This window comes from Chloroflexota bacterium, from assembly GCA_014360905.1.
GTDB lineage: Bacteria > Chloroflexota > Anaerolineae > UBA2200 > UBA2200 > JACIWX01.
In genome coordinates, this window is record JACIWW010000013.1 from 36,852 (window position 1) to 52,331 (window position 15,480).

At 55.1% G+C, this 15,480-nt stretch carries 15 protein-coding genes; 3 read left to right on the top strand and 12 right to left on the bottom strand.

The genetic code is table 11. From position 1 onward, the window contains the following. Window positions 1-46 precede the first annotated feature (46 nt). A complete protein-coding gene (gene raiA / locus H5T67_07070) occupies window positions 47-586 on the top strand; it encodes a ribosome-associated translation inhibitor RaiA (protein MBC7245081.1) in 540 nt (179 codons plus the stop codon). 69 nt (window positions 587-655) lie between these two features. Beyond that, window positions 656-1,144: a low molecular weight protein arginine phosphatase gene (locus H5T67_07075; GenBank protein MBC7245082.1), complete on the top strand. Its 489-nt coding sequence runs from the start codon at window positions 656-658 to the stop codon at window positions 1,142-1,144. Between the two features lie 101 nt (window positions 1,145-1,245). On the opposite strand, the gene H5T67_07080 is transcribed toward H5T67_07075, so the two are convergent. The 11 genes from H5T67_07080 to H5T67_07130 form a co-directional block, all read right to left on the bottom strand. Further along, window positions 1,246-1,758 (bottom strand): HNH endonuclease, encoded by a 513-nt coding sequence (locus tag H5T67_07080; protein MBC7245083.1) that lies wholly within the window; start codon window positions 1,756-1,758, stop codon window positions 1,246-1,248. 133 nt (window positions 1,759-1,891) lie between these two features. Beyond that, a complete protein-coding gene (locus H5T67_07085) occupies window positions 1,892-3,340 on the bottom strand; it encodes an RtcB family protein (GenBank protein ID MBC7245084.1) in 1,449 nt (482 codons plus the stop codon). Between the two features lie 87 nt (window positions 3,341-3,427). Further along, a complete protein-coding gene (locus H5T67_07090) occupies window positions 3,428-3,862 on the bottom strand; it encodes an archease (GenBank protein ID MBC7245085.1) in 435 nt (144 codons plus the stop codon). Window positions 3,863-3,936: 74 nt separating this feature from the next. Next, entirely contained in the window at window positions 3,937-4,776 is an 840-nt protein-coding gene (locus H5T67_07095; GenBank protein ID MBC7245086.1) for a bifunctional riboflavin kinase/FMN adenylyltransferase, read from the bottom strand. Continuing rightward, a complete protein-coding gene (gene truB, locus H5T67_07100) occupies window positions 4,760-5,647 on the bottom strand; it encodes a tRNA pseudouridine(55) synthase TruB (protein ID MBC7245087.1) in 888 nt (295 codons plus the stop codon). Before truB ends, H5T67_07095 begins: the two co-directional genes overlap by 17 nt. Window positions 5,648-5,707: 60 nt before the next feature. Next, window positions 5,708-6,691 carry a bifunctional oligoribonuclease/PAP phosphatase NrnA gene (locus H5T67_07105; protein ID MBC7245088.1) on the bottom strand — a complete coding sequence of 328 codons (984 nt, stop codon included), beginning with the start codon at window positions 6,689-6,691 and terminating at the stop codon, window positions 5,708-5,710. A 25-nt stretch (window positions 6,692-6,716) separates the two neighbouring features. After that, the gene (gene rbfA, locus H5T67_07110; protein MBC7245089.1) at window positions 6,717-7,103 is read right to left on the bottom strand and encodes a 30S ribosome-binding factor RbfA; all 387 of its coding nucleotides are present in this window, start codon (window positions 7,101-7,103) and stop codon (window positions 6,717-6,719) included. Window positions 7,104-7,156: 53 nt separating this feature from the next. Further along, entirely contained in the window at window positions 7,157-9,406 is a 2,250-nt protein-coding gene (gene infB, locus H5T67_07115) for a translation initiation factor IF-2 (protein ID MBC7245090.1), read from the bottom strand. Window positions 9,407-9,764: 358 nt separating this feature from the next. After that, on the bottom strand, window positions 9,765-10,049 hold the full coding sequence (locus H5T67_07120; protein ID MBC7245091.1) for a YlxR family protein: 285 nt from the start codon (window positions 10,047-10,049) through the stop codon (window positions 9,765-9,767). A 61-nt stretch (window positions 10,050-10,110) separates the two neighbouring features. Continuing rightward, a complete protein-coding gene (gene nusA / locus H5T67_07125) occupies window positions 10,111-11,655 on the bottom strand; it encodes a transcription termination/antitermination protein NusA (GenBank protein MBC7245092.1) in 1,545 nt (514 codons plus the stop codon). 244 nt (window positions 11,656-11,899) lie between these two features. Next, window positions 11,900-13,627: a proline--tRNA ligase gene (locus H5T67_07130; protein MBC7245093.1), complete on the bottom strand. Its 1,728-nt coding sequence runs from the start codon at window positions 13,625-13,627 to the stop codon at window positions 11,900-11,902. 137 nt (window positions 13,628-13,764) lie between these two features. On the opposite strand from H5T67_07130, the gene H5T67_07135 reads away from it, so the two are divergent. Next, a complete protein-coding gene (locus tag H5T67_07135; protein ID MBC7245094.1) occupies window positions 13,765-14,226 on the top strand; it encodes a hypothetical protein in 462 nt (153 codons plus the stop codon). Window positions 14,227-14,315: 89 nt separating this feature from the next. On the opposite strand, the gene H5T67_07140 is transcribed toward H5T67_07135, so the two are convergent. Next, on the bottom strand, window positions 14,316-15,464 hold the full coding sequence (locus tag H5T67_07140; GenBank protein ID MBC7245095.1) for a GH3 auxin-responsive promoter family protein: 1,149 nt from the start codon (window positions 15,462-15,464) through the stop codon (window positions 14,316-14,318). Window positions 15,465-15,480: the final 16 nt, after the last annotated feature.

Below are 15,480 nucleotides of genomic sequence, written 5' to 3' on the forward strand. Positions count from 1 at the left end.
TGTCCATTTGTTTGTACACACCAAACCAAGAAAGGAGCCAAGTATGATGCAGCTGATTATCAAGGGTAAGAACATGGAGGTCAGCGAAGCCCTCAAAAAGTACGTGCAGAAAAAGATTGGCAAACTAGACCGCTATCTCCCCACGATTGATGAAGCTCGCGTCGAACTCTCCGTAGAAAAGGCCAAGAGCAGCCAGGATCGCCAGGTTGTTCAGGTTACTCTCCGCAGCAACAGCACCATCCTCCGTGCCGAGGAAAGAAGCGCCGACATGCTTGCCGCTATTGACGCAGTCCGCGACAAGTTGCAGCGTCAGATTAAACGCTACAAAGAACGTCCCATGCGCATGCGCGAGCGCGCCCGCGCCGCTGCTGCGCAATCCACAGAGGGAGCTGAAGAACTTCCCGCCCGTATTGTACGTACCAAGCGCTTCATCGTGACACCTATGGATGAAGAAGAAGCAATCGAACAGATGGAGTTGCTGGGGCACGACTTTTTCGTCTTCTATAACCCCAACACCGGCTCGATGAATGTCCTCTACCGTCGTAAGGACGGCAACTATGGACTGCTGCAACCGGAACTTGCCTAGCACAGGGATAGGGGTCGGAGCAGCCGACCCCTATCTTCGCCCCAGACATCGTGGAGGAATATGCTTGCCATGTCTGCAAAGAAAACAGTCCTTTTTGTCTGTACTGGCAATGTGTGCCGTTCGCCCATGGCGGCTGGATTTTTCTACGATAAACTGGTCCAGGAACGAATGGACGGATGTGTACGTGTGCGCTCGGCAGGTATCTGGGCTCTTGAGGGGCAACCGGCCAGCGCCTATGCCTTGCAAGTGATGGGCGAGCATGGGTTGGACATCAGTGCCCATCGGGGGCGCAACCTGACACAAGCAGATGTGGATGAGGCAGATATAATCCTGGTAATGACCAAACGCCACGCAGAGATTATCAACCGCGACTTTGCAAACAGTGTTGGCAAGGTCCGCCTGCTCAGCGAGATGGCTGGCGAACCTTACGACATACAGGATCCCTATGGCGGCTCGCTGCTCGAATACCGTCGCACAGCAGCAGAGTTAGCGGATTTGATTGAGCTAGGCTATGGCAAGATCATGGAATGGCTGCGCTGCCAGTCCAGTGCACAGTAACGATTTCCCCTTATCCGTCTCACATGCGCTGGGAATCGAGCAACAAAAAGGGGATTGCCCGCAGTGGCAATCCCCTTTGATTTATCCTCGGAGGACGATTCCTACTCCCACCATCCCTGCAAAAACTTTTCCCATTCGTGGTTTTGCTCCAGATAAACCTGGAAGAGGTACCTACCGGTAGGGCGTGGTTCGAAAGGCTGGCGTAGCAAGCGCATACGCGCTTGCTCCAACGTTTTGCCGCCCTTGCGGCGGTTGCAGGTTGGGCACGCACTAACCAGGTTCTCCCAAACGTGCTGGCCACCGCGGTGGCGTGGCACGACATGATCCATGGTCAGATTGTGCGTTTGCCGCCCACAGTACTGGCAAGTGTAATTGTCGCGGCGAAAGACCTCTTTGCGACATAGACGCACGCGTGGCAAGGGACGCCGCACCTGGTACTCCAAGCGGATCACCGATGGTACTGGCCAGGCGCCGTTTACCGAATGGATGAATCCGCGCCCATTTTCCAAAATCTCCGCTTTTCCGCCCAGGATCATCAGCATCGCCCGTCGCAGATTGCAGACGTTCAGGGGCTCATAATCCTGGTTGAGTACTAATACTGCACCGTCATCCATATTGCCTGCCTTGATGCCTTCTTGTTGCAGTATAGCACAAAGCGGGCGCCAAGTCAATCTGCGATTCCCACCCGCTAAACTGCTATTGCCTGGCGTTCGGGTTGTCTCCAGCAAACTGGGTAACGATCAGCGTCTAGCCCTTCATCACGCCCAGTGGCACCATCTTGGCTACTTTGCGTGCTAGTCCTGCCTCGTGCACGACGTGGACTACGCGGTCAATGTCCTTATAGGCTTCAGGCGCTTCCTCTGCCAGTCCTTTCCATGGTCCGCGAACGGTGATGCCCTGCTGTGCCAGACGCTGCTGTACCTCTTCACCACGCACTTGTCTCGTCGAGGCATGGCGGCTGAGCACTCGCCCCGCTCCGTGGCAGGTCGAGGAGAACGATTTGTCTGCAGCCTCAGCGGTACCTACTAAGAGATACGAAGCAGTCCCCATATCGCCCGGTACCAGGACCGGCTGACCTACGTCGCGGTAATCTGCTGGCAGGGCGGGATTCCCAGGGCCGAAGGAACGGGTCGCCCCTTTGCGGTGCACGACCACTTTGACGGTACGTCCGTTGATGGTGAACTCTTCGATTTTCGCAATGTTGTGCGCTATGTCATAGATCAGTTCGAAACTGCGTCCCTTGAAATGGGGAGCCAGCACCCGATCCAGGATCGTGCACACGCGGTGCATGAGCAGTTGGCGGTTGGCCCAGGCGTAATTCGCGGCGCAGGCCATTGCTGCCATGTACTCTTGCCCCTCTGGTGAGTCGATCGGAGCACAGACCAATTCTCTATCGGGCAGACGGATGCCATATTTGTTCAGTGCGCTCTGCAGTTTATTGATGTAGTCATCGCAGACCTGATGCCCCAACCCACGCGACCCAGAATGGATCCACACGACGAGTTGGCCAGGGAACACTCCGAACTTTTCGGCCACTGATTCATCGTATACCTCTACGACCTCACCAACCTCGACAAAGTGATTGCCCGAACCCAACGTCCCGAGTTGATCGCCGCCTCGGTCTTTCGCTTTGCGGCTGACCGCACTCGCCCGGGCTCCGGCCAATGCACCGCGCTCCTCCGTGTGCTCTAGATCCTCTTTGGTGCCGTAGCCCTTTTGCACGGCCCAGCCAGCGCCCTTCTCCAGCACATCATCCATATCCTTGCCAGATAGGCGGATATCCCCGCCACGCCCTACGCCGCTAGGCACTCCGTGATACAGGGCATCCATGATCTCGGCCATCAATGGCTTGACCCGCGCAGCCTCCAAATTGGTGCGCAGCAAGCGCACGCCACAGTTGATGTCATAACCTACTGCCCCCGGCGAGACGACGCCATCCTTCACGTTCATCGCTGCCACACCGCCAATGGGTGGGCCATAACCTTGGTGAATGTCCGGCATGGCTAGGGTGTATTTCACTACGCCGGGCAGGCAAGCCGTGTTAATGAGCTGTTCGACCGAGCGGTCCTGCAGCGCTGCCTCCAGTAAGTCGTTGTCCGCATAGATGCGCGCAGGCACACGCATATCGCTGCGGAAATCCGCTGGGATCTCCCACAAGTATTCTTCGATACGTTTTAGATCTTTCTTGCTTACCATGTCATACCTCCTTTGTTGGCTAACAGTTGAGGTGGTATGCTGTGCCACCCCGGCCACAAGGATTCCTATACTCAATTGCCAAGCGTATTATACATCAAAAACGATGGTGGCTTCGTATCCTTCCGCTGTCTGGATGATAGCCAAATCGTGATAGGTAGCTCCCTTGATGATGGTGTGGATGTCTTGATTCTGGTCACCGTGTACGGTTGCTTCGAGGTGGTAGGGCCCGAGTTCGTGGATATCAAAAGTAGCATACACTTCGTGCTGTGTATCGTGTAGATAGAGCAATTCATTCAGCCAATTGACCAGCAAGGACTCGTAATCAACGCCCTCTGCTACGACCAGACGGCTTGTGGCAGCCCCGATATGCTCTATGTCGGCCAACTGGCTGAACATAGCATAAGCAGCATTGGCAAACAAGTCGCGCAAGTCCTGGCCGTAAATGCGTAGAGCCAAATCGGCCGTGTGATCCAATTGTTCATAACGCCGTCTGGAAGAAGGCTGAGGTTGTTTGCACATCATGACAGGATCTCCCGTGCTCTGGCGATATGCTTCTCCATTTGCATGCGCATTGTACGCGCATCTGAAGAAGAGCACTACTGAGACAATCGTTCCACGAATTGGATGCGTATTTCCTCTCCCTGCAGTTCTCCGTCAAAGCCCAACAGGTGCATTCTGACCTCCGGCGTTTGGCTTTCGGCAGTTGGCTCTGAGCCGATGTCTACTACGGCTGAATAAGGTCTGCCCTGGATCAGCGCATAAGCCGCATAGACGCCGCTGGCCGGCAGTGCGCAATGTGGCGCAAACTGCAAGCGCGTGCTGGTCAGTCCTAGTTTCTCATCCTGTTCTATTTCCGAAACGACATGGGTTCTCAATTGATAGTAACGCCCAAGCATCTTGGCTGCTTCCGTTACCTCTCCTGCGCTCAATAGGTTGCGAATCTGGGTGCTGCTAATAGCAATATCGCCATTTATCACAGGTGCAATCACATGTACGCGAAAACCCAGTTCTTTGCCTAGTTTCTTTAGCACACGCACATTGCCTTCACGTCCATAGCCCAAAGCAAAGTTCCATCCAACCCACAACTCCCTCATATGCAGATGGTCGCATAGACGTTGTACAAAATCCCGGGCCGATGTACGGGCCAATTCCGGCGTGAAGGGCAGGATAACCAACAAATCCACCCCCTGCTCTTCCAGGAGCTCGATCTTGTCCTCGATGGTGGTCAAACAAATCGCATTGCTGGCAGGAGCCAGGACTGCCTTAGGGAGTGGGTCGAAAGTGACCACTCCACTGAGCCGCTGCGTGCGCTGAGCTCTGCGTATGAGCTGTCTGAGCAGTTCCTGGTGTCCCACATGCAGCCCATCAAAGGCTCCAATAGCGAGAGCAGTTTCACCTTCTATGTTTGTTTGCCTTAGGTCACGAATGATCCTCATCGCTTATCCGTTGGACAAACACCTTATGTGGTTGCCACAGTCCTTTCTCATCTAGTCGGAGCAGAGCCAGCAGGCGTCCATTGGCCGCATAAGCACGGCACAGCGCTCCCTGTGGTGCCTCGGATAACTGCACCCGCTGCCCTGAAATAATCTTGTTCTCCGTGGCCCGATCCACCACAGTGGCTGGAAAGCCCTGCAAGGCCGTATCGAGCGGGTAAAGCAAATTGTCCACAGTGCCCATGGCCCAAGCCTGCTCCAATTCCTCAAGCGTGATCGCTTGCTCAATGCGAAACTGGCCGCTGGCGATGCGAGTTAGGCTCACCAGGTGTGCGCCACAATGAAGACGCTGCCCCAAGTCATGCACCAGAGAGCGTATATAAGTGCCCTTGCTAGAGTGCACCCGAATCTCTAACTCTGGTGGCTCCCACGCCAGTAATTGGATGTCCCATATCTGCACCTTCCGTTTGGCTCTGGCAATGTCTTGCCCGCGTCTGGCAAGCCGGTATAGTGGGATGCCGTCACGCTTAATAGCGGAGTACATGGGCGGCGTCTGTTCCACCGACCCTACGAATGCAGTCAGCCCTTGTTCGACCTGCTCGCGAGTAACTGCTACCTCCGATTGACCGGTAACCTGGCCCTCGGCATCATAGGTATCCGTGCTAATGCCCAGACGCACCCGGGCGCGATAAATCTTATCGCTGGTTGCCAAATACTCGGCTACTCGAGTTGCCTGGCCCAGGCAGACCAGTAGGACGCCAGTCGCTAATGGATCCAGTGTGCCTGCATGCCCCACCTTCTTCTGCCCGGTGATTTTGCGCACACGCGCGACAACGTCGTGGGACGTCATGCCACTAGGCTTGTTGATGTTCAATATACCGCATAACTCTTGATTGGGCATGCTGTTCATGGTACAGGATGCAGGATTTTGCTGCTAACTGTTTCCTGCTGACTGCTCTCTTTTGTCTTGTGCCTGCTTCTGCAAGGCAGTCTCGATCTCATTCAAGATAAGTTCGCGTACTTTGACCATCTTTCCCGCGATCGTGCATCCCGCCGCGCGCGGATGCCCGCCACCTCCCAGTCGGAACGCCACGTCGGAGATGTCCCAGCCAGGCCCAGCACGCATGGACACCTCGATGCGCCCATCATCCTTCTCGCGAAAGACAATGGCTACATCAACTCCCATCGTGCTAGCCAGGAAACTGACTAAGCCATTGCCCTCGTTAGGTGATGCACCGCACTTGCGCATCATGTGCTGATCTATCTCTGTCCACAAGATGCGCCCACGCCGCTGTACATGGGCCAGTGCTTGGCCCCACAGGCAAATAGTCGAGATCGGTTCTCGGTTAAAGACGAGCTCAGTGATTTCGCTGAGCGATGCCCCTGCCTGGGTCAAAGCAATAGCCGTGCGCAATTGCTTGGCACTGACGTTGCTCGTACGGAAGCACTGCGTGTCCGTAATCAGCCCGACAAGAAGCGCCGTAGAAATGTCTTTGTCCAGCGGCACTTTCAGTTGCTTGAGCAACCCATACACGATCTCCGCAGTAGAAGGCAGCAGTTGTACCAGGTTGACTGTGCCGAAACGCGTGTTTGTCACGTGGTGATCAATGTTGATCACCGGTCGGCTGCCGAAAACGCGCTCATCGTACAGCGAGCCCAGGCGCTCGATGTCACTGGAATCTATCGTGACAATGACTTCTTCGTTTGTGGGAGGCTGGGCAGTAATTTCGCGCCAGGAAGGAAGAAAATCGAATTTGGCGGGCACCGGATCGGCGCAAGCCATAATGCACGATTTTCCCAGGTGCCGCAATCCCAGTCCAAGCCCCAGCAGGGAACCGATGGCATCCCCATCTGGGATGATATGGCAAGCGATATAGACCGATTGGGCTGCCTGAAGGTAGCGCTTCGCGCTATTCATGCTCCGCTACTGCTCCTTGCAAAGTTCACTCCCGCTCTTGGGCCGATGCGTCTACTTCATTGCTCGGTGGTGTGTTCTGCAACTGCTCCAAGAGGGACTCTACGCGCGCAACATGTTCCCAGGTATCATCCAACATGAAACGCAGTTCCGGCGCAAAGCGCATTTGAAGACGTTGCGCTAATTCCCGGCGAATGTAACGCGAAGCGTGCTGCAACCCTGCCAGGGCATCGTCGCGCGACTTTTGATCGCCCAGCGCGCTGACGAATATCGTGGCCAGTTTTAGATCGGCGGTGATCTCAACTTTTGTGACCGTCACGTATGTCAAACGTGGATCCCGCACTCTTTGTTGCAGCAGTTCGCTGATTTCTTCTTGGATGCGACTGCTGACTCGTTCTTGACGTCGTGTGGGCATATCTCACAATGGGAGGCACAGTCCCTGCTTAGGCAAGCGCATGCATTGCCTTTTCATGCCACTGTGCCTCCTACCTGTTCCTTTCTATAGAATTCTAATATATCGCCTACGGCAAAGTCATCAAAGCCTTCTACCCCTACGCCGCATTCCAGGCCTGTGTTGACTTCGCGCACATCTTCCTTGAAGCGACGCAGAGAGGCTACTTGGCCCTCGAAGATGACCTTATCGGCGCGGCGGACGCGGACCAGGGCATTGCGTGCGGCTATGCCGTCCATAACCTGACACCCAGCTACTTGCTTTTTGTGTCCGATACGAAAGACAGCCCGTACCTCGGCATGGCCGATGGTCACGTCCTTATAACTGGGCTCGAGCAAGCCCTTCAGAGCACGATCGATATCGTCCACAAGGTGGTAAATGATATTGTAGAGGCGTATATCTACCCCTTCAGACTCAGCCATGCGGCTGGCAGCGGCATCCACTTGCACGTTGAAGCCAATGACAATGGCTTGCGAAGCAACTGCGAGCATGATATCGGATTCGTTGATGTTGCCAAGTCCAGTGTGCAATAACTTGACCCTGAGTTTCTCATCGCCGAGTTTCTCCACAGAGTTGACAATAGGCTCGATGGAGCCTTGTACATCTGCCTTGAGAATCAAGTTGAGTTCTTTCGCTTGTCCAGCCTGTGCTTTGGCAAAGAATTCATCGAGGCTGATCCCGCGCCGTTTCTGCTGTTCAGCCGCTTGCTGGCGACGCAAGGCTTCAGCAGCGGCAAGAGCTCGCGCTTCGTGTTCATCCTTGACCACTCTAAAGGGCTCTCCCGCAGCGGGCACATCGCTCAGTCCCAAGACAACTACTGGCATAGCAGGCGGAGCGCTTTCGATGCGTTGGCCTTTATCATCGAACATGGCGCGGACCTTGCCCGCGAGATCACCAATGACCAAGGAATCGCCAAGGTGCAATGTGCCTTCCTGCACCAGCAAAGTGGCTAAAGGTCCTTTGGTTTTGTCCAAGCGCCCCTCGATGACCGTGCCAGAGGCAAGAGCTTCGGGGTTCGCTTTCAAGTCGGCCATTTCCGCGACCAAGAGGATCATCTCGAGCAATGTCTCCAGTCCGATCTTCTGCTTGGCCGAGACGGGCACGCAAATAACATCTCCGCCATAATCCTCCACGAGGAGTCCTATCTCTGAAAGCTGCCTCTTTACTACCTCAGGATTGGCATTGGGCTTATCTATCTTGTTCAGCGCGACGATGATGGGTACCTGGGCCGCACGAGCGTGGTTAATGGCCTCGATCGTCTGAGGTTGTACGCCATCGTCAGCAGCAACGACCAGCACCGCAATGTCCGTCACCATGGCCCCACGGGCGCGCATAGCAGTAAAGGCTTCGTGGCCAGGGGTGTCTAGGAACGTGATCTTTTTCCCTTGCACCTCCACCTGATAAGCGCCAATGTGCTGGGTAATTCCACCGACTTCGCTGGCCACAACATTGGTTTGGCGAATCACGTCCAATAGAGAGGTCTTGCCGTGATCGACATGCCCCATGATCGTCACCACGGGCGGCCGTGGTGCTAATTTGGCCAGTTCTTCGGCAGTATACTCGCGACGTTTGCGTACGGGCTCTTGGGGCAATTCCTCGACCGGCTCTGGCGGACGCTCCTCCTTGACCTCAAAGCCCAGGTCTGAAGCCACAATTGCGGCTGTGTCGAAATCAATTTCCTGATTGATATTGGCCATCACGCCGCTCTTCATTAACTCGCGGATGATCGTGATAGGGCTAGCTTTCAACAACGCGGCCAGGTCACGTACGGTGATAGATAAGGGGAGCGTGACCACATTTGATGTCGGCGGTGCTTCGGGCTCGGCCACAGCCACAGCTTCGAGAATTTTGGGAGGCTCTGTCTCTGTAGCCTCTGCTGAAACTGCTGCTTTCATAGACGGTTGCGGCACAGCAGGCTTTTTCGTTTTTGCAGGAACTCGCTTCGCAGCAGGCTGGGCAGCACCCGGCACCTTGCCTTCTGCGCTACCGCGTGGAGGCGCTTTCGCATGTCTGGTAGGTTTAACCTTACCAGCCTTAGCGACCTTTACGCGGCCATCTCTCGCAATCTTCGCTCCTTTTTGAGCCTGGCGAGGTCCGGCTTCAGCCGTTTTGGCTTTGCTGGCATCCGATTCCGCCGCGCCCTTGGCTTTGGGAAGTTGGGCGGGCTTTTCCCGAGCGGTCTTGTCCGCTGGCGGATTAACGTCGGATGCAGGCTCTTTGGTTTCTGCATCTATTGAACTGGTATGGGTGGTTTTCTGTTTGGGCATAACCTACCCCCTTTCCTCTTGTACTATTGTCGTTCGGGCGTGCATGGCAATGCGCAGGCCTTTCTAGTCTGCGGGAAAGGAGTTCAGCCTCGGTTGCTTTTTATCAGGCAAAATATGACCTGCAGGGTGAAAACGTACCATCCCTGCTGGGGGAAAGTGGGGAGAATAAGCGAGGGAAGACTAGAGGAAATGGCGCATAAAGATCAATCGGCCATGAGTACTCCCTCGTCCTTTATCTCACCCAGGGTACCGTTTCGCCCCTGCATGGATTTCCTGCCAAATGCAGTCTTCATATGCATCTGTACGTTCCTACCATATCAACCGTGCCGGCTGTCCCGTTCTCCCTTCCTAGAACTCGCTATTCTGTGTCGCTACTAGGCAAATTCTGGCTATAGGCCAGAAGCCGCTCTTTGTCTGCAGGGCTCAGCGTTGTCTTCAGTGCATAATCCAATCGCTGACGCGAGATAGCACCTTCCCAGCAAGCCTTGTTGCGGCACAGATATGCCCCGCGACCAGCAGCTTTTCCCCTCTCATCTATCTCGATGGTTCCCTGAGGGGTACGGACAATACGGATCAGTTCTCGTTTTGGGCGCACCTGTTGACATTGCACACAGGTTCGCAAAGGAATATGTTTGGGTGCCATGCTTTTCTGTTTCTACCAAGCCGTTTTCCTAGTGCTCGCGACAGTGAAGAGCAAACTCGCCTTACCACTCCTCTATTTCATCTTGCCAGTCAACACGGCGGCTGACCCTGCGTTGTTGTAGACGTCCCTTCTTCTTGGCTTTGCCCTTGTGCCGTTTTCCCTCTTTCGGCTCATACTCCTCTTCTTCATACTCGCTTTCGGCTTCCCATTTGATGGCAGGTGATTCTTCGGCTTCAGACTCAACCTCCTGCCCAGTGGCCGCTTCTTCTGCCTCGACAGTAGCCTCTGCTGGAGGGGTTGCTTCCTGTACCAAAGTCGCCTGAGCAGGAATCGTGGCCATTTCTTCACTGGGGGCTGGTTCGGTAGCCAAGGCCCCCTGATCTACACTTGGCTCTGTAGCAAATAGGGCTCCTTCCGCCTCGCCAATCACCTCGGCAATGCCTTGTTCTTCTTGGGCCAGGCTTAACTCTGCCTGTGCCAGAAGCGCTGCGGCAGCCTCGCGTTTTGCTGCCAATTCTCGTTCTCTGGCCGCAGCCTCTGCTGCCTCCTTAGCGCGTCGTTCGATCTCCTCCGCTGCTTCCGAAGAACTCTTGATGTCAATGCGCCAGTTGGTCAACTTGGCTGCCAGGCGGGCATTTTGCCCCTCTTTGCCGATGGCAAGCGAAAGCTGGCTATCGGGTACAACCACTGTGGCGGTCTTGGTCTCGCGATCCAACCACACATGCTCCACCTTGGCTGGGCTGAGCGCATTGGCGATGAATTCCGTCTCCTCTGGAGACCAGGCCACGACGTCGATTTTCTCTCCATTTAGTTCGTTCACAATGTTCTGAATGCGTACGCCCCGCATGCCAACGCAGGAGCCAACCGGGTCAATGCCTGGCTGGGTGGCCGCTACCGCTACTTTTGAGCGCGAACCGGGTTCTCGAGCGATGCCTTTGATCTCGACAGTGCCCTGATAGATCTCCGGAACTTCGTTCTCGAGCAAGCGTCGCAGCAATTTCTGATGGGTGCGTGAAACTTTGATGCGCGGCCCACGGTTTGTCTTCTCTACTTCATAGACATAGGCGCGTAGCCTCTGGTTTGGTGTATATTGCTCGGTTGGGATCTGCTCGCTTTTGGGCAGAATTGCTTCTGTTCTGCCCAGAGACAGGATGACATTCCCAGCAGCATCAATATTGCGCACTGTGCCGAGCACATCCTCGCCCAGACGGTCTGACCAATCCGCGTACAAGGTTTCCCGCTCCGCTTCGCGAATGCGCTGCAGAATAACCTGTTTGGCCGTTTGGGCAGCGATGCGCCCAAAATTCTTGGGCGTCATCTCAATCTGTATGGTACTGCCCAGTTTGGCCATAGCATCAATCTGCCGTGCCTCCTGCAGTGTGATTTGAGTGCGTGGGTCCTTCACCTTTTCCACGATTTCCTTCGCGGCGAAGACGCGTGCTTTCCCTGTATTCGGATCGATCTTGACATCAATGTTTTGTGCAGGCCCAAAGTTGCGTTTGTAGGCAAGGACAAGCGCCTGCTCAATGGCTTCTAGGACCACCTCTTTGGGCAGGTGCCGCTCTGCACATACTTGAGTTATTGCAATGAGAAAATCGTTCTTCAAAACCAAAAACCTCCCGCGAGCAATGCCCGAAAACTCGAACTAGTCCGCTTAACAGACAGCATGTAAGAAGAAAAGTGGGGACAACCCACTTTTCAGCGGTGCTTTTTACAGTCTTACATTATAACAATAATATTCATTTTGTGCAAATACAGGGTAGTGCAATAGGTCTTTGCGCGAAGAATCTTTCCTGCGCATCATGGTAAGCGTTTCCTGATTGACGCAACCCACCAATCAAAGCCTGCCACTAACGCAGAGGGAGCGCATCAATCCCTGAGGTCAGGCTAGCCAGCAGGGCATCCAATTCAGCCAAGGGCACTAGGCGGGAGGCGCTTTCGCTACGTGCCTTGAGTTCTACGCTCTCTTGAGCCAGTGTTTTACGACTCACAGTAATACGCCAGGGGATGCCAATCAGGTCAGCGTCGTTGAACTTGACCCCGGCGCTCTCGTCTCGGTCATCGTAGAGCACCTCGTAGCCGGCTTCTAGCAGATGACGGTACAGTTGTTCTGCAGCAGAATGGACCTCTGGCTGGGTCGCACCTAGAGATAACAAGTGGAACAGATAAGGGGCGACGGAAGCGGGCCAAATGATGCCGTGGTCATCGTGGTTTTCCTCAATAATTGCAGCCATCAATCTCCCCGTACCAATCCCGTACGAGCCCATGACGATAGGACGTTGTTGTCCATCTTTGGCCAGGTAGGTTGCACCTAGTGCTTCGCTGTAGCGAGTGCCCAGCTTGAAAAGGTGTCCTAACTCGATTCCCTGCATCGCTTGCAAGGCGCTGCCGCACTGTGGGCATTGGTCTCCTGCCTGGGCCATGGCGATGTCCGTGATGGTGCTAACAGCAAAGTCGCGCGGGTAGTTCACATTCTTCAGATGATACCCTTCCTTATTCGCACCGGCGACAAAATTGTTGCCTAGGGTAATCGAATCATCAGCAATGACGCGAAACCCCGCCAGTCCGACAGGCGAGGCGTAACCTGGAACAAGTCCAGCGGCCTGCAATTCCGCTTCAGTGGAAGGATGCAACTCGGCGCCCGCTAAGGCATTGGCGAGCTTGACTACGTTCACTTGCAGGTCGCCACGGATAAGGGCAAGCACGATTTCGCCGCGCTCTGTAGTGTAGAACAGTGCCTTGAGCGTCTGCTGAGTGGGCACACCAACAAAGGCTGCCACATCGGCAATTGTCTTGCAACCCGGTGTGGCGATTTCCTCGATAGGGCGTTCCACTTCTGAGATACCAACGGGCTTGGCAAAAGTTGCTTTCTCTACGTTGGCGGCATACCCACAATGGGCACAACGGATCAGGGTATCTTCGCCTGAGGCACAGGGCACCATGAATTCATGGGATTCGGGGCCGCCCATCACTCCCGTATCTGCAACAATAGGGATGGCTCGCACTCCGCAGCGGCGGAATATGTTGACATAAGCCTGATACATCCGTGGGTAGAACTCATCCAGGCTGTTCCGGTCCGGATGGCAACTGTATGCGTCCTTCATGGTGAACTCTCGAGCGCGGATCAGACCTCCACGTGCCCGCGGCTCGTCGCGGAATTTGGTCTGAATGTGGTAAATTATGAAGGGAAGCTGGCGGTAGGAAACGATTTCCCGCCGCAGCAAGTCTGCCACAACTTCCTCGTGAGTCATGGCCAGCACCAGATCGTGGTTGGCGCGGTCGCGGAAGCGTACCAGAGCGGGCCCTGGTGCTGGCGCATCATAGCGCCCTGTGGCGCGCCAGATTTCGGCCGGGTTGACCACGGGCATGTGCACTTCTTGCCCGCCAATGGCATCCATCTCTTCGCGCATGATGCGTTCGATCTTGCGCAGCACACGCCAGCCAAGTGGCAGGTAACTGTAGATGCCGGCTGCCAAGGGGCGGATCAGCCCTGCTCGCAACGAGAGTTGGTGGCTGATGCATTCCGCCTCGGCAGGAACCTCGCGCAGCGTTCGCCCAAATAATTGTGACAGGCGCATATTCTCTAACCTCCTGTTTCCTTGAGCGATATTATACTGCATGGGAGTGCGTATCCACCATTTGCATCGTTCACTCGTGTACTGTATAATAGCAGTCAAGAATCTGTCCATAGACACAATCCCAGAGGAGGTGAGCCATGTCCTACGAGGAAATGGAAGGCGGACCGCAGTGGGAGGGCCGCCGTGAACGCAGGTACGATGAGAAGGAAGAAAAAGAGGAAGAGAAGCGCGAAGAAAAGGAAGAGAAGGGACAGGGATGGGGGCGAGACCCAATTAGTGGCGTTCTCTGGGCTTTGTTCTTGATCGTTGTTGGAGTGATCCTCCTGGCTGAATCGCAGGGATTCATCACCTGGGAGCAGTTTGGCGGGGTGTGGAATCTCGTTTTCCTTGTCGCGGGGTTGATGCTCCTGCTAAAAGCGGTCGTTCGGCTATTGATTCCTGCTTATCGCCGTCCGGTCTTGGGCACGCTGATAGGCGGTATTGTCTTGACCGCAATTGGGTTAGGGGGCATAACCGGTTTTAACCTGACTTTGCCGATTATCCTGATTGGAATCGGACTGGCTATCCTCCTTGGTGGTTTGTTGAGAGGTCGCTGGTAATCCAGGGGCTTGTTCAGTTCGTAGAGACGAAACGCCGCACAGTGCAGGTGTGGATTGGCGGTCGTCTGCACCTGGCGAAAAGCCCTTGCTCATGGTGGACCCAGGTCCAGGCTCATGATCTGATTCCAGAAGTAGCGCAACCGGGTGAGTGGCTCGTCGCGGCCAATGCAGCGGAAGTACGGTGCATCGAAAGCGAGAATGAGATCGCCAATCCTATAGCGCGGCAGGATGGGCGTGGAGACTACGAGGCTGCCCGTTTCGCCGGGATGCATCTCGTGGAGCATGATCAGCCCGCGCTTGGTCTCGACCTCAAAGAGGAACAGATCGTAATTGGGGACCCATGCGCGGCGTTCGTCGCGTTGTTGCCCAAACATGCCCTCTGTCGCTCCATAGATCTCCAGAATGGCTGCTGGGCCATACATTGCCCGCAGTGCAGGCGCGTAGCGGGTGTTGATGCCTGGCACGCTGCCTAGAGTCATGACTTGTACGCGCCACAAATCCTTCGGATAGACCTTGTGCGCTTTGCGTAGATAGCGTCCAAAGGTGATCGCCGTCGGTGCTACACCACCCACGACGGTTACGTTTTCATCCTTACAACGCTCATAAGCCAACTCGAAGCGCCGCTCCCAATCGCGAATGGTTTTCCCACCTCCCAGTGCATCAATCTCGTCCTGAGTGGGGAGGGAGCGCAGCGGCGTGCTCTGGGAAACATGCTTGACATAAATTCCTGAACTATAACCATATTCGACTTCGCGATCCCCCATGCGCACCTTTCCGACCACGGAGGGAAAATTGAGGTTGAGGTTTACACCTCGAAAGATGTCCAGTTGCTTCGTGAGCAACACATAGTTGATGAGAGCGCGGCCAGCACTAACGCGCATCTTCAAATCAGTGCGAGTCATGGGGATGAACTTGGATTCGCCCTTTGTTGTCCCGCGCGTGATGGCCCAGCCGACTGGAGGCTCGTAGAGCAATAGGTCAGTTTCGCCGGCCATGGTACGCTCAATCAAAGGCTTGATATCCTCATAGGTGACAATGGGGAAGGCTTTGCGGTATTCCTCAAGGGTGGTGACCATGCTGGCCTGGTGCTGTTGGCCATAGCCCGTGCGTGCATAGCCTTGCAGCAGGCGCTGCAATACCGCTTGTTGCGCGGCGCCAGGATCAGCCAGAGCCTGATACCAGGGCTGCACAAACCCCCTCAGCATCTCCTCCATGCCAGGCAATATAGTTGTTTGCATGTGTCCCCTCCTTTTC

Coding starts and splice junctions, on each gene's coding strand:
- H5T67_07075 (MBC7245082.1), top strand. CDS start 656: ATGTCTGCAAAGAAAACAGTCCTTTTTGTCTGTACTGGCAATGTGTGC.
- H5T67_07135 (MBC7245094.1), top strand. CDS start 13,765: ATGTCCTACGAGGAAATGGAAGGCGGACCGCAGTGGGAGGGCCGCCGT.
- H5T67_07130 (MBC7245093.1), bottom strand. CDS start 13,627: ATGCGCCTGTCACAATTATTTGGGCGAACGCTGCGCGAGGTTCCTGCC.
- raiA (MBC7245081.1), top strand. CDS start 47: ATGCAGCTGATTATCAAGGGTAAGAACATGGAGGTCAGCGAAGCCCTC.
- H5T67_07120 (MBC7245091.1), bottom strand. CDS start 10,049: ATGGCACCCAAACATATTCCTTTGCGAACCTGTGTGCAATGTCAACAG.
- H5T67_07090 (MBC7245085.1), bottom strand. CDS start 3,862: ATGATGTGCAAACAACCTCAGCCTTCTTCCAGACGGCGTTATGAACAA.
- H5T67_07085 (MBC7245084.1), bottom strand. CDS start 3,340: ATGGTAAGCAAGAAAGATCTAAAACGTATCGAAGAATACTTGTGGGAG.
- H5T67_07105 (MBC7245088.1), bottom strand. CDS start 6,691: ATGAATAGCGCGAAGCGCTACCTTCAGGCAGCCCAATCGGTCTATATC.
- H5T67_07095 (MBC7245086.1), bottom strand. CDS start 4,776: ATGAGGATCATTCGTGACCTAAGGCAAACAAACATAGAAGGTGAAACT.
- rbfA (MBC7245089.1), bottom strand. CDS start 7,103: ATGCCCACACGACGTCAAGAACGAGTCAGCAGTCGCATCCAAGAAGAA.
- H5T67_07080 (MBC7245083.1), bottom strand. CDS start 1,758: ATGGATGACGGTGCAGTATTAGTACTCAACCAGGATTATGAGCCCCTG.
- H5T67_07140 (MBC7245095.1), bottom strand. CDS start 15,464: ATGCAAACAACTATATTGCCTGGCATGGAGGAGATGCTGAGGGGGTTT.
- infB (MBC7245090.1), bottom strand. CDS start 9,406: ATGCCCAAACAGAAAACCACCCATACCAGTTCAATAGATGCAGAAACC.